Source organism: Streptomyces krungchingensis (assembly GCF_054729265.1).
On the sequence record NZ_JBPUKY010000001.1, the window covers coordinates 5,815,706 to 5,833,412 of the forward strand.

At 72.8% G+C, this 17,707-nt stretch carries 15 protein-coding genes; 14 read left to right on the top strand and 1 reads right to left on the bottom strand.

The features are described from left to right. Positions 1 to 28 precede the first annotated feature (28 nt). From ssd to ACSYGO_RS25655, 7 genes are all read left to right on the top strand, one after another. The gene (gene ssd, locus ACSYGO_RS25625) at positions 29 to 1,123 is read left to right on the top strand and encodes a septum site-determining protein Ssd (protein WP_432176086.1); all 1,095 of its coding nucleotides are present in this window, start codon (positions 29 to 31) and stop codon (positions 1,121 to 1,123) included. Continuing rightward, positions 1,120 to 2,316 carry a TadA family conjugal transfer-associated ATPase gene (locus ACSYGO_RS25630; protein ID WP_460387757.1) on the top strand — a complete coding sequence of 399 codons (1,197 nt, stop codon included), beginning with the start codon at positions 1,120 to 1,122 and terminating at the stop codon, positions 2,314 to 2,316. The genes ssd and ACSYGO_RS25630 overlap by 4 nt, the downstream gene beginning before the upstream one ends. Beyond that, a complete protein-coding gene (locus ACSYGO_RS25635) occupies positions 2,310 to 3,182 on the top strand; it encodes a type II secretion system F family protein (RefSeq protein WP_460387759.1) in 873 nt (290 codons plus the stop codon). The genes ACSYGO_RS25630 and ACSYGO_RS25635 overlap by 7 nt, the downstream gene beginning before the upstream one ends. Next, positions 3,179 to 3,961 carry a type II secretion system F family protein gene (locus ACSYGO_RS25640; RefSeq protein ID WP_460387760.1) on the top strand — a complete coding sequence of 261 codons (783 nt, stop codon included), beginning with the start codon at positions 3,179 to 3,181 and terminating at the stop codon, positions 3,959 to 3,961. The genes ACSYGO_RS25635 and ACSYGO_RS25640 overlap by 4 nt, the downstream gene beginning before the upstream one ends. A 140-nt stretch (positions 3,962 to 4,101) precedes the next feature. Continuing rightward, positions 4,102 to 4,281 carry a DUF4244 domain-containing protein gene (locus ACSYGO_RS25645; RefSeq protein WP_028799138.1) on the top strand — a complete coding sequence of 60 codons (180 nt, stop codon included), beginning with the start codon at positions 4,102 to 4,104 and terminating at the stop codon, positions 4,279 to 4,281. 277 nt (positions 4,282 to 4,558) lie between these two features. Continuing rightward, entirely contained in the window at positions 4,559 to 4,897 is a 339-nt protein-coding gene (locus ACSYGO_RS25650) for a TadE family type IV pilus minor pilin (RefSeq protein WP_426681862.1), read from the top strand. A gap of 206 nt (positions 4,898 to 5,103) precedes the next feature. Next, complete coding sequence (locus ACSYGO_RS25655; RefSeq protein WP_460389764.1) at positions 5,104 to 5,466, top strand: Rv3654c family TadE-like protein; 363 nt, start codon at positions 5,104 to 5,106, stop codon at positions 5,464 to 5,466. 412 nt (positions 5,467 to 5,878) lie between these two features. Here the strand turns inward: ACSYGO_RS25655 and ACSYGO_RS25660 are convergent, their stop codons facing one another. Then, a complete protein-coding gene (locus ACSYGO_RS25660) occupies positions 5,879 to 8,332 on the bottom strand; it encodes a DEAD/DEAH box helicase (protein WP_432176082.1) in 2,454 nt (817 codons plus the stop codon). Positions 8,333 to 8,412: 80 nt separating this feature from the next. Here ACSYGO_RS25660 and bldG point away from each other — a divergent pair, with 80 nt between their 5' ends. The 7 genes from bldG to ACSYGO_RS25695 all read left to right on the top strand — a co-directional run bounded on the left by bldG (position 8,413) and on the right by ACSYGO_RS25695 (position 17,576). Next, complete coding sequence (gene bldG / locus ACSYGO_RS25665) at positions 8,413 to 8,766, top strand: anti-sigma factor antagonist BldG (protein ID WP_028799135.1); 354 nt, start codon at positions 8,413 to 8,415, stop codon at positions 8,764 to 8,766. A gap of 101 nt (positions 8,767 to 8,867) precedes the next feature. Beyond that, positions 8,868 to 9,305: an ATP-binding protein gene (locus ACSYGO_RS25670; RefSeq protein WP_432176081.1), complete on the top strand. Its 438-nt coding sequence runs from the start codon at positions 8,868 to 8,870 to the stop codon at positions 9,303 to 9,305. A gap of 304 nt (positions 9,306 to 9,609) precedes the next feature. Further along, positions 9,610 to 12,015 (top strand): sodium-translocating pyrophosphatase, encoded by a 2,406-nt coding sequence (locus ACSYGO_RS25675; protein WP_460387763.1) that lies wholly within the window; start codon positions 9,610 to 9,612, stop codon positions 12,013 to 12,015. A 226-nt stretch (positions 12,016 to 12,241) separates the two neighbouring features. Beyond that, positions 12,242 to 12,838, top strand: a complete 597-nt coding sequence (locus ACSYGO_RS25680) for a small secreted protein (RefSeq protein WP_426681867.1) — start codon at positions 12,242 to 12,244, stop codon at positions 12,836 to 12,838. A 366-nt stretch (positions 12,839 to 13,204) separates the two neighbouring features. Then, positions 13,205 to 14,722 carry a DUF7059 domain-containing protein gene (locus tag ACSYGO_RS25685; RefSeq protein WP_435228493.1) on the top strand — a complete coding sequence of 506 codons (1,518 nt, stop codon included), beginning with the start codon at positions 13,205 to 13,207 and terminating at the stop codon, positions 14,720 to 14,722. Between the two features lie 216 nt (positions 14,723 to 14,938). Beyond that, the gene (locus ACSYGO_RS25690) at positions 14,939 to 17,269 is read left to right on the top strand and encodes a serine/threonine-protein kinase (protein ID WP_432175032.1); all 2,331 of its coding nucleotides are present in this window, start codon (positions 14,939 to 14,941) and stop codon (positions 17,267 to 17,269) included. 109 nt (positions 17,270 to 17,378) lie between these two features. After that, complete coding sequence (locus tag ACSYGO_RS25695) at positions 17,379 to 17,576, top strand: hypothetical protein (protein WP_426681870.1); 198 nt, start codon at positions 17,379 to 17,381, stop codon at positions 17,574 to 17,576. The last annotated feature ends 131 nt before the right edge of the window (positions 17,577 to 17,707 follow it).

Here is a 17,707-nt window from a genome sequence, read left to right on the forward strand (position 1 = left end):
GCGCAAGCAGCGAAGGGGGCTGGAGATCGTGGTGGGAGCCATCACACATGACCGGCCGCCCGCCGCCGAGGGGCGGCAGGGCGGACCGTTGATCGTCACGGAGGACGCCGAACTGCTGGACGACCTGCTGCGGCTGTGCGCGGCGGCAGGCGCCAGACCGGAGGTCCATCACGGAGTTCCGGAGCGACGGGGCACCTGGGAGGCGGCGCCTCTCGTGCTCGTCGGCGACGACGCCGCGCGGCGCGTGCGCGGTGCCGCGCGGCGGCGGGGAGTGGTGCTGGTCGGTCGGGATCAGGACGACTCCGGGGTCTGGCGGCGGGCCGTGGAGATCGGTGCCGACCACGTCCTGATGCTGCCGGATGGCGAACAATGGCTGGTCGATCGCATCGCCGACGTGGCCGAGGGAGTGGGTCCGCCCGCCCTCACCGTCGGCGTGCTCGGTGGTCGTGGCGGTGCCGGGGCGTCCACGCTGGCGTGTGCGCTCGCCGTCACCTCGGCGCGGGAGGGCAGGCGCACCCTGCTCGTCGACGCGGATCCGCTGGGCGGCGGACTCGACGTACTCCTCGGAGGAGAGGCGGCCGAAGGCCTGCGCTGGCCGGCGTTCGCCGCGTCCCACGGCCGGGTCGGCGGCGGCGCTCTGGAGGAGTCCCTGCCCGAAGTGCACGCGCTGCGCGTCCTGAGTTGGGACCGCGGTGACTCCGTCGCCATCCCGCCTCAAGCCGTCCGAGCGGTTCTGGCCGCCGCCCGACGGCGCGGCGGCACCGTCGTCGTCGACCTGCCGCGACGTGTCGACGAGGGCGTCGCCGAGGCCCTCGCCCAGATCGATCTGGGACTCATGGTGGTCCCCGCCGACCTGCGCGGGATCGCGGCGGCCGCGCGGGTGGCGGCGGCGGTCGGCATGATCCTGCGCGATCTGCGGGTCGCGGTGCGCGGGCCCTACGCGCCCGGCCTCGACGACCGGGAGGTCGCGCGGCTGCTCGGCCTGCCCCTGGTGGGAGAAGTGCCCGCCGAATCCATGGCGTTGGACGGCGCGGCGCCGCCCGGTGGAGCGGCGCGGGGGCCGCTCGCCCGGTTCTGCACCGCCCTGTGGCAGCGGCTTCCGGCAGAGGGAGGGGGCGTATGAGCTGGGACCCCACGGTGGGCACCGACTGCGGCGCCGGACTGCTGGACGGCGTTCGCCGATGGCTCGCCGAGAGCGGCTCCGAGCCCACGCCCGCGCGCGTGGCCCAGGCACTGCGGGAACAGGGCCGCGTGCTCGGGGACGCCGAAGTCCTCGGCGCGGCGGAGCGATTGCGATCCGAACTGGTCGGCAGCGGCCCGCTGGAGCCACTGCTCGCCGACCCCTCGGTGACCGACGTACTGGTGTCGGCCCCGGACCGGGTGTGGGTGGACCGGGGCGGCGGCCTGGAACTGACCGGCGTCTCCTTCACGGACGCGGCGGCCGTCCGGCGCCTCGCGCAACGCCTCGCGGCCGTCGCCGGACGCCGGCTCGACGACGCACGCCCCTGGGTGGACGCGCGGCTGCCGGACGGGACCCGCCTGCACGCGGTGCTGCCCCCGGTCGCCGTGGGCTCCACCTGCCTGTCCCTGCGGGTCGTCCGGCCGCGCGCGTTCACACTCGACGAACTGGTCGCCGCGGGCACCGTGCCGCCCGGCGGGGACCGGGTGCTGAGAGCGCTGCTCGATGCCCGACTGTCCTTCCTCATCAGCGGCGGCACGGGCTCGGGAAAGACGACCTTGCTGAGCGCGCTGCTGGGTCTGGTCGGTCCCGGCGAGCGGATCGTGCTCGCCGAGGACTCGTCGGAACTGCGTCCCGACCACCCTCACGTGGTGCGCCTGGAGGGGCGCCCCGCCAACCAGGAGGGCGCCGGTCTCGTCGAGCTTCAGGACCTGGTCCGTCAGGCACTGCGGATGAGACCGGACCGGCTGGTCGTCGGTGAGGTCCGCGGGCCCGAGGTCGTCTCCCTGCTGGCCGCGCTCAACACCGGTCACGAAGGCGGCTGCGGCACCGTGCACGCGAACGCGGCGGCGCAGGTCCCGGCCCGGCTGGAGGCGCTGGGCACGGCCGCCGGACTCGACCGGGCAGCCCTGCACAGCCAGTTGGCGGCGGCGCTGTCCGTCGTCCTGCACCTGGTACGGGACCGTGCCGGGCGGCGGCGCATCGCCGAGGTGCATGTGCTGGAGCGCGACGTGTCCGGGCTGGTGGTGACGGTGCCGGCGCTGAGGTGGGGCGAGGACGCCTTCGCGTACGAGCGGGGATGGGAGCGGCTGAGGGGGCTGCTCCGCGACGGGACGCAGGGGAGCGGGTCGTGGTGACGGAGATCGGTGCGACGACGGTGGTGGTGGCCGTGGCATGTGCCGGGGCGGCGGTCTGGTTGACGGGCGTCGGGGACGCGGCGGCGCGCAGGGCGTCGCTGCTGTGCCCGGGCGGGGGTGCGGTGGCACATGGCCCACCGCCTTGGGCGAAGGCGGCCGCCGGATGGCGTCGGCTTCGAGCGCGGCTGCGGGCCGAAGTGTGGGCGCCGGCCGCCGGATCGGTGATCGCTCTGCTGGGCGCGTCCGTCGTGCCGCTGCTCCTCGGGGCGGTCGCCGTCCCCCTGCTTCGACGGGTGCGGCGCTCCGCCGAGGCGAGGCAGGAGCGGGACCGGCGCGTCGACGCGGTCATCGCGTTGTGCGGCGCTCTTGCCGGTGAGGTGAGGGCGGGATGCCAGCCTGGGGAGGCCCTGCTGCGGGCCGCACGCGACTCGGGCGGGCTCGGCGACACACAGCCCGTCGTGCTGGCTGCCGCGCGGTTCGGCGGCGACGTCCCCGCCGCGCTCACCGAGGCGGCGCGACAGCCCGGCGCGGAGGGACTGGTGGGGCTGGCCGCTTGCTGGCGGGTGGCCGTGGACCGGGGCGCGGGGCTCGCGGCGGGGCTCGACCGGCTGGAGGGAGCACTGCGCGCGGAACGCGATCAAAGAGCCGATCTCCGCGCCCAGTTGGCCGGACCGCGCTCCACGGCCGCGATGCTCGCCGCCCTGCCCGTCCTGGGCCTGCTGCTCGGCACCGCGCTGGGTGCCGACCCGCTGCACGTGCTGCTGCACACGGGACCCGGACTCGGCTGTCTGCTCGTCGGCGGAGTGCTGGAGGGGGTCGGCCTGTGGTGGGCACTGAGAATCGTGAGAGGGGCGGAGGACGCATGATCGCGGACGTTGTCCACAGGCTGGGGGCAATGGTGTGCGGGGCGCTGGCGCTCGGCTGGGTTGCCCATGCGCTCCACGCGGCACGCCACGAGAGGAGAGCGCGCCGGAGACTCATCGCGCTGGCGAACTCGCGGGCGGCACCCGTCCGACGGCGCTTGGCGATGCCGCGTGGCGGACGGCGATGGCTGCCCGTGGTGGGCGCCGGGTGCGCCGGCTGGGTGCTGATCGGGGGGCTCGCCGGGGCGACGATCGGGCTGGCCGCCGGATGCGCGGCCCGACAGTGGCTGCGGCGCCGGAGGGCCGAGCCCGTGGAGGAGTACGACAGGGTGCGTGCCGCCCGGCAACTCCCGCTGGCAGCGGACCTGGTGGCGGCCTGTATCGCGGCCGGCGCCGGCCCCGTGGTGGCGGCTCGTGCCGTGGGCGAGGCCCTGGGCGGGCCGGTCGGGGACCGTCTCGCACGGGGGGCGGCAGAAGTGCGGCTCGGGGGCGAACCGGCGCAGGCGTGGGCCAGGTTGGCGTCGATGCCGGGCGCTCCGGGCCTGGCGCGACTGCTGGAGCGGGCGGGCGACTCGGGCGCCCCGGCGGCGGCGCCGGTGGGACGGCTGGCCGCGGAGGCCCGCGCCGAGCGGGGGCGCGCGGCGACGGCCCGGGCACGAAGGGCGGCCGTCATGGTCACCGCACCCGTCGGGCTGTGCTTTCTGCCCGCGTTCCTCGCCATCGGCGTGCTGCCCGTGGTGATCGGGCTGGCCGGAGGGCTGCTGCACGGAGGAGGTGGGTGAGGGGCGACGCCGTCGCCGAGCGGATTCGGTGGAAGGTGTGCGCGGCGGACGCTGCGCACGGAAGGCGAACAACGAGACGGGAAGACACGGGGGTTGTGATGCGCAGGACAGTACGAGGTCTGGTACGAGGACCGGCACGGATGCGGGTGTGGATGCTCCGACTGGTGCGCCGGGACACGGGAATGGTCACCTCCGAGTACGCGGTGGGGATCATCGCCGCCGTGGCCTTCGCGGCCGTGCTCTACAAGGTGGTGACGAGCGGGCAGGTCAGCGAGGAGCTGCAGGGCATCGTGGGGCGGGCGCTCGATGTCCGGATGTGAGGTGGCCGCACGTGGGGTCGCGGGGGACGACGGTTCGGCTCCGCGCCGGGCGGTTGCCGAGGACGGGAGTCTGGGCCCGCCCGGGGCGGGTGACGAGTCGCGGAAGTCGGCCCCGGCCCGAGTGGGCGCTGGAGGGCGAGGTCTGGCCCAGCTCCGCATGGGCGCCGGGCGCGCAGGTCCGGCTCCGCGGCGAGTGGGCGAGGGGGGTCGAGGGCCGGCTCCGCCGCGAGTGGGCGTCAAGTGCGAAGGTGCTGGGCCGCGGAGGGATCGGGGGTTCGTGACCGCCGAGGCCGCGGTGGTGCTGCCCTCTCTGGTGCTCGTCGGGATGGCCCTGGTCTGGGCCCTGTTGGCCGCGTCCGCGCAGATCCAGTGCGTGGACGCGGCGAGGGCGGGCGCCCGCGCGGCGGCCCGCCAGGATCCTCCGGACGCGGTGCTGGCGACGGCCAGACAGGCGGCGCCACGCGGCGCGAAAGTCGTGGTGCACCGCGAGGACGACCTGGTCCGGGTGACGGTGACCGCCCGTACGCCGGGCCCGGGCACGCTCTCCGTGGACCTGAGCGACGAAGCTGTGGCACTGGCCGAGGAGACGGTGACGACGCCGGTGACGGACGGATGAAGAGGCGAGGGCGCGGCTTGGCCGCGAGGGCGCTGCGCCTGCACCGGCACCATAGGAGTCCGTCGAGCTCCTCGGGCCGGACGGCGTGGGGCTCCTCGGGCCGGAGGGCGTGGGACTCCTCGGGCGGGACGGCGTGGGACTCCTCGGGCCGGGCGGAGGGGGATGCCTCCGACGCCGGGTCGGCGACGGTCTGGACGGTCGGGGCGATCGCCGCGCTGTGCGTCGTGTTCGGAGCGGTCCTGGCCATGGGGCAGGCCGTCGTGGTCCGCCACAGTGCGGCCGGGGCCGCCGACCTGGCGGCGCTCGCCGCGGCGGACCACTGGATGGACGGAGGCACGGGGGCCTGCGCGCTGGCGGAGCGGGTGGCGAGGGCGCAGGGCGCCCGACTGGTCCGTTGCGGGGTCGAGGGTGAGGTCTCGGACGTGACGGCGGCGGCGGGCCGGGGGCCGTTCGCCGCGGAGGTCAGAGCCAGGGCGGGCCCGGCCGCCTCGCCCGACCTCGGGCAGCCGCCCGGGCCGCCCGCCGGTCCGTCGTCCGGGCCGGCCCCCGCGGCGACCGCTCAGCCGTAGGTGGCCGCACGGCCGGCGGGGCCTGTCGGCTGATGGCGGCACGTCCGCTGCCGGTGGCCGCTCAGCCGCCGATGGCCGCCCGGCGGGCGGAGGCCTTTCCGCCCGCGGGGACCTGTCGGCTGTCGAGGGCTGCTCAGCGGGCCGAGGCCTGTCGGATGTCGGCGGCCGCCAGACCGGCGGTAGCCCGTTGGCGGTTGGCGGTCGGTGGCCGCCTGGCCTGCGGTGGCTCGTTGCCGGTCGGTGGTCGGTGGTCGGTGGTCGGTGGTCGGTGGTCGGTGGTTGGTGGCCGCCTGGCCTGCGGTGGCCCGTCGCCGATCGGTGGCCGGTGGCCGCCGGGCCTGCGGTGGCCCGTCGCCCGTCGGCGGCCGGTGGCCGCCCAGCCCGCAGTGGCCCGCCAGTCGTATGCCGGTGATCAGCTCTCCGGTGCCGCCCGCAGCAGCTCCGTGAGGAGGCGTACGGCACCTCTCTTGTGCAAGGGGTCGTTGCCGTTGCCGCACTTGGGGGACTGGATGCAGGACGGGCAGCCGGCGTCGCACTCGCAGGACGCGATGGCCTGCCGGGTGGCGTCGAGCCAGGCGCGGGCCGTGTGGAAGGCGCGCTCCGCGAATCCCGCGCCGCCGGGATGGCCGTCGTACACGAAGACCGTGGGCAGGAGCGTGTCCGGGTGGAGGGGGACGGAGACACCGCCGATGTCCCAGCGGTCGCAGGTCGCGAAGAGCGGCAGCATGCCGATCGACGCGTGCTCGGCGGCGTGCAGGGCGCCGCCGAGGATCTCCGGGTTGATGCGGGCCGCGTCCAGCTGGTCCTCGGTGACCGTCCACCAGACCGCGCGCGTGCGGAGCGTGCGGGGAGGGAGGTCGAGTTTCGACTCGCCGAGCACTTCACCGGTGATGACTCGCCGTCTGAGGAAGGAGACGACCTGGTTGGTCACTTCGACGGAGCCGTAGCACAACCGGCCCTCGCCCCAGGGGATTTCGACGTCGGTCTCCAGGACGGAGATGGAGGTGGTGTCGCGGGCGACTGTCGAGTACGGCGGGTTGGCCTCCTCGACCAGGGCCACGGAGTCGTCCAGGTCCAGCGTGCGCACCAGGTACGTACGGCCCTGGTGCAGGTGGACCGCGCCCTCGTGGACCGTCGTGTGGGCGGCGCCGGCGTCGACCGTGCCCAGCAGCCGTCCCGTGCCGGCCTCGACGATCTGGACCGGGCTGCCGCCCTCGCCGCGGATGTCGGTCAGGTCCGCGGCCCGCTCCCTTCGGGTCCAGTGCCAGGCCTTCGTGCGCCGGCGGAGCAGTTTCGCGGCCTCCAGCTGTGGCAGCAGGTCCGCCGCGGCGGGCCCGAACAGGTCGAGGTCGTCCTCCGTGAGGGGGATCTCGGCGGCGGCGGCGCACAGGTGCGGGGCGAGGACGTACGGGTTGTCCGGATCGAGAACGGTGGATTCCACCGGCTGGTCGAACAGCGCCTCGGGATGGTGGACGAGGAACGTGTCCAGCGGGTCGTCGCGGGCGACCAGCACGGCCAGCGCGCCCTGGCCGGAGCGTCCGGCCCGGCCCGCCTGCTGCCACAGCGACGCGCGGGTGCCGGGGTAGCCGGCGATGACGACGGCGTCGAGACCGGAGACGTCGACGCCGAGTTCCAGGGCGGTGGTGGCGGCGAGCCCGAGGAGCTCGCCGGAGTGCAGGGCGCGTTCGAGGGCGCGGCGTTCCTCGGGCAGGTAGCCGCCGCGGTAGGCCGCGACACGCCGGGCGAGGGAGCGGTCGACCTCGGCGAGGCGTTCCTGGGCGATCACCGAGATCAGCTCGGCGCCGCGCCGGGACCGTACGAAGGCGACCGAGCGCACGCCCTGCACGGTCAGGTCGGTCAGCAGGTCGGCGGTCTCGGCCGTGGCCGTCCGGCGGACCGGTGCGCCCTTCTCGCCGTGCAGCTCGGTGAGCGGGGGCTCCCACAGGGCGAAGACCAGTTCACCGCGGGGGGAGGCGTCGTCCGCGACCTCGACGACGGGCAGGCCCGTCAGCCGGCCCGCGGCGACCGACGGCTCGGCGGCGGTGGCGGAGGCCAGCAGGAAGACGGGAGAGGCGCCGTAGCGGGCGCACAGGCGGCGCAGACGGCGCAGCACCTGGGCGACGTGGGAGCCGAAGACTCCGCGGTAGGTGTGGCACTCGTCGATGACGACGTAGCGCAGGGCGCGCAGGAAGGAGGACCAGCGGGGGTGGGAGGGCAATATCCCGCGGTGGAGCATGTCGGGGTTGGTCAGGACGTAGTTCGCGTACTGGCGCACCCACTCGCGTTCCTCGACGGGAGTGTCCCCGTCGTACACGGCTGGGCGTACGGCAGTGCCCAAACTTTGTGAAAGTTCCTTCACGGATCGGCACTGGTCGGCGGCGAGGGCTTTCGTCGGTGCCAGGTACAGCGCGGTGGCGCCACGGCCGTTGGGGGCTTCGGAGCCGTCCAGCAGGGCCGTCAGGACGGGCGCGAGGTAGGCCAGGGACTTGCCCGAGGCCGTGCCGGTGGCGACGATCACCGACTCGCCGTCCAGGGCGTGCTCGGCGGCCCGTGCCTGATGGGCCCAGGGGTGTTCGATCCCCGCGGACTGCACCGCGGCGACGACCTCCGAACGGATCCGGTCGGGCCAGACGGCATGGCGACCCTCGCGCGGGGGCAAGTGCTCCGTATGAGTGATGCGCGAAGCCCGGCTCGGCCCCGAGGCGAGCCGGTCCAGGACCGTGCCCGGCGAGGGGCGGGAAGCGGTGTCCGTCGAGGATCGATCGGATCGGTGATTCTTGGCCATCGGCACCGAGTGTGTCACTGGCGTGACGGACAATGGGCCTAAGGCGTCGTGCACGCCTGCCGGTAAGTGATTGAATGCCATCGCGGCTGGCGAACCGTCCCGGGGGCTCTGCCGAGGTGTCCCATGGGGCGACCGCTCGATAGCAAGGTGCTGGAGGATCCGTGGACCTGTCCCTGTCGACTCGCAATGTGTCCGGCCCTAACGGCGACCGTACGGTCGTCGAGGTCGGCGGCGAAATCGATGTATATACCGCGCCCAAGCTGCGCGAGCAGCTGGTCGAGCTGGTGAACGACGGCAGTTTCCACCTCGTCGTCGACATGGAGGGCGTGGACTTCCTCGACTCCACCGGCCTCGGCGTCCTGGTGGGCGGCCTGAAGCGTGTCCGGGCCCACGAGGGCTCGCTGCGCCTGGTCTGCAACCAGGAGCGCATTCTCAAGATCTTCCGTATTACCGGTCTCACCAAGGTGTTCCCCATTCACACCTCGGTGGAGGAGGCGGTCAACGCCACCGACTGACCACCGGTCTCCCCGGGTCGCGAGCCCGGGTTCGCAGAAGCGGGGGTCCGGGCCCGCGGCCCGGCCCCCCGATGGCACGCCCGTAGTTCCGAGGGGGATGCATGGCCACCGTTGAACTCCGCTTCAGCGCGCTGCCCGAGCACGTCAGGACCGCCCGACTGGTGGCGGCAGCGGTGGCGCGCAGGGCCGGGGTGGACGAGGCCGTACTCGACGAGGTCAGGCTCGCCGTCGGCGAGGCCTGTTCCCGTGCCGTCGGACTGCACCAGAGCAGCGGTATCTCGGCGCCGGTGCGGGTGATGCTGATCGAGGACGAGAAGCAGTTCTCCATCGAGGTCGGTGACGAGGCGCCGCATGCGCCGCACGGTGTCGCGACGTCCGGCGCAGCCCCCGGCGACGCCGACGCGGACGCCGAGGAGGACGAGATGGGCCTCGCGGTCATCAGCGGCCTCGTCGACGACGTGGAGGTTTCCGCCGGGGAGAACGGCGGACTGATCAGGATGAGCTGGCCGACCACGCCGCCCGCCACGCTCGCCTCCTGACCGCGCGCAGACCTCCTCGACCGCACGCGCAACACCCCGAAGGGCCCTGCTGAGCAGGGCCCTTTTGCATGCGCCGCCCCGCGCCCGCCTTTTCGTGAATGAATTCACGATCCCGTGCGCGATTATTTGATCAAGAGTCAACGCTTTTAGGGCATTACCTCTTTCGGGTCCCATGGACGCCCGTCGATCATTTGCTGATGAGCATGTGAAGGCCAATTCCGTTTACCGCGCACTGTTTTGATCAGGTTCCGGTACCTACAATCCGTCCACATCTTGAGCTCAGCCCAAGCGTCAAGGAGGACGAATGGCGGGGCTTTCTACCCCTCATCAGTTTGACCACCCCACAACCTTCGCAGCCGCAGTACTGACAGACGACAACCGGCTCATCGTCATGGTGATCGGCGCCGTCGCGCTGGCAGCGCTCGTGGTCGCCGGAGTCCTGGTGCGCCAGGTGCTCGCGGCGGGCGAGGGCACCGACAGCATGAAGGAGATCGCGGCGGCGGTGCAGGAAGGCGCGAATGCCTACCTGGGCCGGCAGATGCGCACGCTCGGCGCATTCGCCGTCATGGTGTTCTTCCTGCTCATGCTGCTACCCGCGGACGACTGGAATCAGCGCGCCGGCCGATCGATCTTCTTCTTGATCGGCGCGGCGTTCTCGGCGACCACCGGCTATATCGGTATGTGGCTCGCCGTACGGAGCAATGTCCGCGTGGCCGCCGCGGCAAGGGAAGCGACCCCGGCGGAGGGTGAGCCCGAAAAGGATCTCACCGCCGTCTCGCACAAAGCCATGAAGATCGCTTTCCGCACGGGCGGCGTCGTCGGCATGTTCACGGTGGGGCTCGGTCTGCTGGGCGCCTCCTGCGTGGTGCTGGTGTACGCGGCCGACGCGCCGAAGGTCCTGGAGGGCTTCGGTCTCGGCGCCGCGCTGATCGCCATGTTCATGCGTGTCGGGGGCGGCATCTTCACCAAGGCCGCCGACGTCGGCGCCGACCTGGTCGGCAAGGTCGAGCAGGGCATTCCGGAGGACGACCCGCGCAATGCCGCGACCATCGCCGACAACGTGGGCGACAACGTCGGAGACTGTGCGGGCATGGCGGCGGACCTCTTCGAGTCGTACGCCGTCACGCTCGTCGCCGCGCTGATCCTCGGCAAGGTGGCGTTCGGCGACTCCGGGCTCGCGTTCCCGCTGATCGTGCCCGCCATCGGTGTGATCACGGCGATGATCGGCATCTTCGCGGTCGCGCCCCGGCGGTCCGACCGCAGCGGCATGTCCGCGATCAACCGCGGCTTCTTCATCTCCGCGGTGATCTCGCTGGCACTGGTGGCCGTGGCCGTCTACGCCTACCTCCCGGCGAAGTACGCCGACCTGGATGGCGTCACCGACGCGGCGATCAAGGCCAAGGACGGAGACCCGCGGATCCTCGCGGTCGTCGCCGTCGCGATCGGCATCGTGCTGGCCGCGCTGATCCAGCAGCTGACCGGCTACTTCACGGAGACCAACCGCCGCCCGGTCCGGGACATCGGCAAGACGTCGCTGACCGGCCCGGCCACCGTCGTCCTCGCCGGTATCTCGGTGGGTCTCGAATCGGCCGTCTACACCGCCCTGCTGATCGGCCTCGGCGTCTACGGGGCCTTCCTGCTCGGCGGTACGTCGATCATGCTGGCCCTCTTCGCGGTGGCCCTGGCCGGCACCGGTCTGCTCACCACGGTCGGTGTCATCGTCGCGATGGACACCTTCGGTCCGGTGTCCGACAACGCGCAGGGCATCGCGGAGATGTCCGGCGACGTCGAGGGCGCGGGCGCACAGGTCCTCACCGACCTGGACGCCGTCGGCAACACCACGAAGGCCATCACCAAGGGCATCGCCATCGCCACCGCCGTCCTGGCCGCCTCGGCCCTCTTCGGCTCGTACCGGGACGCGATCGTCTCGGCCGCGAACGACGTGGGCGAGAAGGTCTCCGGCGCCGGCGCTCCGATGAACCTGATGATGGACATCTCGCAGCCCAACAACCTGGTGGGCCTCATCGCGGGTGCCGCGGTCGTCTTCCTCTTCTCCGGACTGGCGATCAACGCGGTCTCGCGGTCGGCGGGATCCGTGGTGTACGAGGTGCGGCGGCAGTTCCGCGAGCACCCCGGGATCATGGACTACTCAGAGAAGCCCGAGTACGGGCGCGTCGTCGACATCTGCACCAAGGACGCGCTGCGCGAACTGGCCACGCCCGGCCTGCTCGCCGTGCTCACCCCGATCGCGATCGGGTTCACGCTCGGGGTCGGCGCGCTCGGCTCCTTCCTCGCGGGCGCCATCGGCACCGGCACGCTGATGGCTGTCTTCCTCGCCAACTCCGGCGGAGCGTGGGACAACGCGAAGAAGCTCGTCGAGGACGGTCACCACGGCGGCAAGGGCAGCGAGGCCCACGCCGCGACAGTGATCGGCGACACGGTCGGCGACCCCTTCAAGGACACTGCCGGCCCCGCGATCAACCCGCTGCTGAAGGTGATGAACCTGGTGTCGCTGCTGATCGCCCCGGCGGTCATCAAGTTCTCGTACGGCGACGACAAGAACGTCGGGGTACGGGTGCTCATCGCCGTCCTCGCGCTCCTCGTGATCGTGGGCGCGGTGTACATCTCCAAGCGGCGCGGAATCGCCGTGGGTGACGAAGACAACGCGGAACGGTCGAGCAAGTCGCCCGATCCCGCGGTGGTTTCGTAGCTCCCGCGTCCCACCCGCACAGGCATGCGCTCTCGTGCCTGGTCAGGTGCGGGTCACAGGGCGGGCGGGCGGCGCGTCGTACGCGCCGCCCGCCCGCCCTGTGCGTGTTCGCGCCCTCGTCGTGAGCCTTCTCTCGCATGGTGCAAAAGCCATCATTTACCCTCTTGGCGGACATTCGGACTGGGGTTGGCGGCCGTATGGCGTGTATGTTCCGGGGCCGAGGGCCATGGAAGGGACCAATCCGGTGAACAAGAAGCTCACGGCCGCGCTGTCCGGCGGTGCGGTACTGATACTGGCGCTGTCCGGATGCAGCAGCGACGACGGTGAGAACGACGAGCTGAACGCCTGGGCCAAGCAGGTCTGCGGCGCGGTGCAGCCGCAGGCCAAGAAGATCGAGGCCGCCAACGCCGCGATCCAGAAGGAGACCTCGGACAACAGCGCACCGGCGGACGTCAGGAAGACGGACTCGCAGGCCTTCCAGGACATGGCCGACGCCTACAAGGCGATCAGCGACGCGGTCGACAAGGCCGGCGCGCCGAACGTGGACGACGGCAAGACCAAGCAGACCAACGCCGTCAAGGAGCTCAACGACCTCTCCGCGGCGTACGTCGACCTGAAGAAGCAGGTCGGCGAGCTCGACACCAAGGACCAGGGCAAGTTCGCCGAGGGCCTCAAGGACATCGCGACGCAGCTCAACAAGCTGAGCCAGAGCGGCAACGACGCACTGAAGAAGCTCGAGGAGGGCGACGTCGGCAAGGCGATGGCCCAGCAGCAGAGCTGCAAGTCCGCGTCCAGCGGCGCGACGGCGGCCGCCAAGAGCTGACCTCGGACGACGATCGGGACGGCGATCGTTCGACTGACCGAAAGATGGCCCGGTACGCGCGCGTGCCGGGCCATCGGCATGGGTCCGGGAGTCGGTGGCCGGGGGGCCGTCGGGGAGGCCTGGGGCGCCCTGCCCAGGGTGCCGGCGCCGGGGACCGCGTCGTCGGCGCCTCAGGGCGCCGTGGTCTCGGCACCGTAGGCCGCCCGCGACCGTCGGCACCGTACGCCGCCGCCGTCGTCGCCCGCGCACCGTGCACAACTGTCGGCGGGCACCGTCCACAGCCGTCGGCGCACCGTCCACAGCCGTCGGCGTGGGGCCGCCCACAGGAGTGCGTGCCGGGCGGCGCGAGCGGACACAATGGGAGGCGTGAGTAACACCAGCCTGTCACCGTTGCCCTCGTCCGACCGCGTCGATGTCGCCGCGCGGTTGCGGGACGCCCTGCTCGGCGCTTCCTTCACCGCCGACGGACTGCTCGACCTGCTCGGCGCCCCCGCGTACGCGGCGCTGGCGCGCAGCGAGACCGTCCCCGCGCTCCGGGCGACCCGCGGGGACACGCCGCTGGAGACGCTCGTACGCCTCTTCCTGCTCCAGCAGCCGGTGCCGCACGCGCGCGTGAGGGATGTGCTGCCGGTCGAGGAGTGTCTGGACAGCGGCTGGCTGACCCGGGTGGGCGCCGACGAGATCGCCGCCACCGTGGACGTCCGCCCGTACGGCGGCCCCGGCGGCGAGGACTGGTTCATCGTGTCCGACCTCGGGTGCGCCGTCGGCGGCGCGGGCGGCATCGGCAGCCGGGACGAAGGCGTCGTGCTCGGCGTCGGCGGGGCCTCCACCACCCTCGCCGGCATCACCGTCCGGATGCCGGTCGCCTCCGCGCTCGACCTCGGCACCGGTTCCGGGATCCAGGCCCTGCACGCGGCGCAGCACGCCACGCGTGTGACGGCCACCGACCTCAATCCCCGCGCGCTGCACATCACTGCGCTCACGCTCGCGCTGTCCGGTGCCCCGGCGGCCGATCTGCGGGAGGGCTCCCTCTTCGAACCGGTCGGCGACGAGACGTACGACCTGATCGTCTCGAACCCGCCCTTCGTGATCTCCCCCGGCGCCCGGCTCACCTACCGGGACGGCGGTATGGGCGGGGACGACCTGTGCCGCACGCTCGTTCAGCAGGTGGGCGACCGGTTGAACGAAGGGGGCTACGCCCAGTTCCTGGCCAACTGGCAGCACGTCGAGGGCGAGGACTGGCAGGACCGGCTGCGCTCCTGGGTGCCGCGCGGCTGCGACGCGTGGATCGTGCAGCGCGAGGTCCAGGACGTCACGCAGTACGCCGAGTTGTGGCTGCGGGACGCGGGCGACCACCGCGGCGATCCCGCCGAGTACCAGGCGCGGTACGACGCATGGCTGGACGAGTTCGAGGCGCGCAAGGTCAAGGCCGTCGGATTCGGATGGATCACGCTGCGCCGGACGTCGGTCGCCGACCCCTCGGTCACGGTCGAGGAGTGGCCGCACCCCGTCGAGCAGCCGCTCGGCGAGACCGTGCGGGCGCACTTCGACCGCGTCGACTTCCTGCGCGCCCACGACGACGCGGCACTGCTCGCGGGCCACTTCAGGCTGGTCGCGGAGGTCGTCCAGGAACAGGTCGGCCTGCCGGGCGCGGAGGACCCGGAGCACGTGGTGCTGCGTCAGCACCGGGGAATGCGCCGGGCCACCAAGGTGGACACGGTCGGCGCGGGCTTCGCGGGCGTCTGCGACGGCACGCTGAGCGCGGGCCGGATCCTCGACGCCATCGCGCAATTGGTCGGCGAGGACCCGGTGTTGCTGCGCGACCGGACGCCCGCGCAGATCCGGCTGCTGGTGGAGCAGGGATTCCTCGAGCCTGCCGTGTGAGAGCCCGTCACCCCGGCGGCCGCCCGCGCCGCCGGGGACTGCGGAGGCGTAGCTCCTGAGACGCATTCGCACCCCTGAGCCACATGTGCCCGTTCTGACGGGATTGGACAGGATTGGTCCGCAAAAGGGCTCCTGTCGGTGGCGCGTGCGAGGCTACCTTCAAGAGACGGATTCCACGCGTCCTCGGGGGAGGCGCGCTGTCTCGGGGGAGGCGTGATGGGGGATACGCCGGATCAGGGTGCAGGCCGGGTCATCAATGGCCGATATCGACTGCTGCGGACGCTCGGCGCGGGCGGCATGGGGCGCGTATGGCTGGCGTACGACGAGGAGTTGGCCTGCGAGGTCTCCATGAAGGAGATCGCGCTGCCGGACGCCCCGGTGGACGCGGCCGAGCCCGCGCAGCGCATCGCGCGGGCGCGCAGCGAGGCCCGGCACGCGGCGCGCCTGCGCGGGCATCCCCATGTGGCCACCGTGCACGACGTGGTGGTGCACGAGGGTCTGCCGTGGATCGTCATGGAGTACGTGCCGGACGCGGTCGACCTCCAGGCCGTCGTCCGGCGGGCGGGCCCCCTGTCGCCCGCGCAGGCCGCCCGGGTCGGTCTCGCCGTTCTCGACGCGCTGACCGCGGGACACCGGATCGGCATCCTGCACAGGGATGTGAAACCGGCCAACATCCTTCTGGCGCCCGACGCTTCGGGTGACCCCCACGCGCGCGTGCTGCTCACCGACTACGGGATCGCACTCCAGCCGGAGTCCCGCGAGCCGCGGCTCACCGCCACGGCCGGCATCCTCGGCACACCCGGATACCTGGCTCCCGAGCGCGCCCGCGGCGAGCCGCCCACCCCGTCCGCCGACCTCTTCTCCCTGGGCGCCACGCTCTACGCCGCGGTCGAGGGCCGGGGTCCTTTCGACCGCCACGGCGAGTACGCCACGCTGACGGCCTTGTTCGCGGAGGAGCCCACCCCGCCGCTCCGGGCCGGCGAACTGACCCCCGTCCTCAACGGATTGCTCGTCAAGGACCCCGTGCGCAGGTCTTCGCCGGAGACGGTCGGGCGAGGGTTGGAGCGGGTGCTGCGCGGCTCGTCCGGCGCGGGGCCCGGTGCGTCTCCGGGGTGGGGAGCGCCGCCCGAACAGGGGCCGGTGCCCGGCGAATTCGGGCCCGCGCCGGGGTCCTACGGCGGCGCGTATCCCGGCCACCCCGCCGGCCCGTACGCGGACCGGCCGGGCGGCCCGTACGCGGACCGCGCGAGCGGACCGTACGGCGCCTCGGCGGGAGGGTCGTACGGGGCCTCGGCGAGCGGACCGTACGGGGCCTCGGCAGGAGGGCCGACGCCGAACACCCCGAGCGTGCCGAACACCCCGGGCGTGCCACGTACCCCGGACACCCCGCAGACCCCGGGGGTGCCGCCGACGCCGAACACCCCGCCGACGTCGGGCGATCCGGTCTTCCTTGTGGCCGGCCCGGCATCCGACACCCCGGCGGCGGGCGGCCCCGCCACTCCGGGCGGTCCGCCGGGCCCCGGCCACGGCGGCTCGTCGCCGTACGCCGCCTGGAACCTGTCGGCCCAGCAGTCCGCGTACGGCGGTTCCGGCAATCCCTACCTGGGCGGGGGTCCCGTCACGCCGCCCGCCGCCCGACCCGGCCGCAAGAAGCCGGCCGTCGTGATCGCCCTCGTCGTGGCCGTCGTTCTCGTGATCGCCGGAAGTGCCTGGGCGGCCGTTTCGTTGAGCGGCGGCGACGGTGAGAAGAAGGGGGGCGTGGCGAAGCAAGGCCCGTCCTCCACGGCGAGCTCGCCGACGACGCCGCAGCCGACGGGGCCGGTGTACCCGTACGGCGAAGAGGCGGGCCTCACCGACCCGTTGCAGGCCGGCGACTGCGTGAAGGCGGTCTGGTCGGGCACGCCGTTCGAGTCGGTGCCGAACCTGGGCGTGGTGGACTGCGCCGAGGACTGGCCGGACGGCCAGGTCGTGGCCGTCGACACGGCCGGCGACTACGCCGACGCCCGCGCCGCCGGTGCGACCCGCTGCGAGCGGCAGACCCGGCCCGTGGCCACCGCCCTGCCTGACGCGGGCTCCTACGCCCTCGTGCCGACGAAGGCGGGCTTCACCGTGGCGGACGGCGGTACGGCATGTCTCGTACTCGGCAGGCATGTCCCCATCGGGGGCGAACTGGCGCGCTTCCGGGACCAGGACATGGACCTGTACGCCGCGCAGATGGCCGTGGGCGACTGCTGGACGTACGTCGACAAGGAGGACGACAAGTTCTCGTCCCTCCTCACGGACTGTGCCCGGCCCCACACCGACCAGGTCCTCGGATTCGTCACCGCGCCGGAGGACATGGAGTACAAGAAGGGAATCGACAACGGCGGAAAGCTCTGCAGCAACAAATTCGAGTCGAGTTGGGCGCCGGGTCCGGAGCTCAAGATCTACGGATGGCTCGGCGACGAGGAGGACTGGAACGACGGGTTCACGATCATCGTGTGCACCGTGGGCCGCGCCGACGAAAAAAAGACGAGCGGAAAGATACCGACGCCCGGCACCGTCTGAGCGGGCCATGGGATGCCGGACGCCCCGCGTTCACCGTGGGTTCGCACGGGCGCTTCCGGGGCGTGCCAGCCTCCCGATCCGGAGCACCCGGGGGCGGAAGGACGATCACATGGAAAGCGGACCGGCGATCTTCGTGGGGACGGTGTTCGCCCTGTTCGGAGGCGGACTGCTGGCCTGGACCACGGTCCGGGTGCGGCACGGCGAGCCAGTCGCCCACGGTGTGAACCGCGTCGCATCGGCGGCCCTCGCGAGCGTCGCCGGAACGGGTGCGCTGGTACTCGGGATGTGGTGTTTCACGCGCGCGTGAGCACACCGGTTCCGGTAACTGGGAGGTCACCCTCCGGATAAGCCGGAAAGACCTGGTCGGCACTCCGGGCGGCAGGAATGGCGGTAGTCGGGTTACCGTTCGAGTGGCCGTTGCGGGCTTTTCCCGTTTGA

Excerpts from the sequence above, each read along its gene's own strand:
- ACSYGO_RS25645 (WP_028799138.1), top strand. The coding sequence starts at position 4,102 with ATGCGGGTGTGGATGCTCCGACTGGTGCGCCGGGACACGGGAATGGTC.
- ACSYGO_RS25680 (WP_426681867.1), top strand. The coding sequence starts at position 12,242 with ATGGAAGGGACCAATCCGGTGAACAAGAAGCTCACGGCCGCGCTGTCC.
- ACSYGO_RS25690 (WP_432175032.1), top strand. The coding sequence starts at position 14,939 with ATGGGGGATACGCCGGATCAGGGTGCAGGCCGGGTCATCAATGGCCGA.
- ACSYGO_RS25630 (WP_460387757.1), top strand. The coding sequence starts at position 1,120 with ATGAGCTGGGACCCCACGGTGGGCACCGACTGCGGCGCCGGACTGCTG.
- ACSYGO_RS25675 (WP_460387763.1), top strand. The coding sequence starts at position 9,610 with ATGGCGGGGCTTTCTACCCCTCATCAGTTTGACCACCCCACAACCTTC.
- ACSYGO_RS25660 (WP_432176082.1), bottom strand. The coding sequence starts at position 8,332 with ATGGCATTCAATCACTTACCGGCAGGCGTGCACGACGCCTTAGGCCCA.
- ACSYGO_RS25695 (WP_426681870.1), top strand. The coding sequence starts at position 17,379 with ATGGAAAGCGGACCGGCGATCTTCGTGGGGACGGTGTTCGCCCTGTTC.
- ACSYGO_RS25670 (WP_432176081.1), top strand. The coding sequence starts at position 8,868 with ATGGCCACCGTTGAACTCCGCTTCAGCGCGCTGCCCGAGCACGTCAGG.
- ACSYGO_RS25640 (WP_460387760.1), top strand. The coding sequence starts at position 3,179 with ATGATCGCGGACGTTGTCCACAGGCTGGGGGCAATGGTGTGCGGGGCG.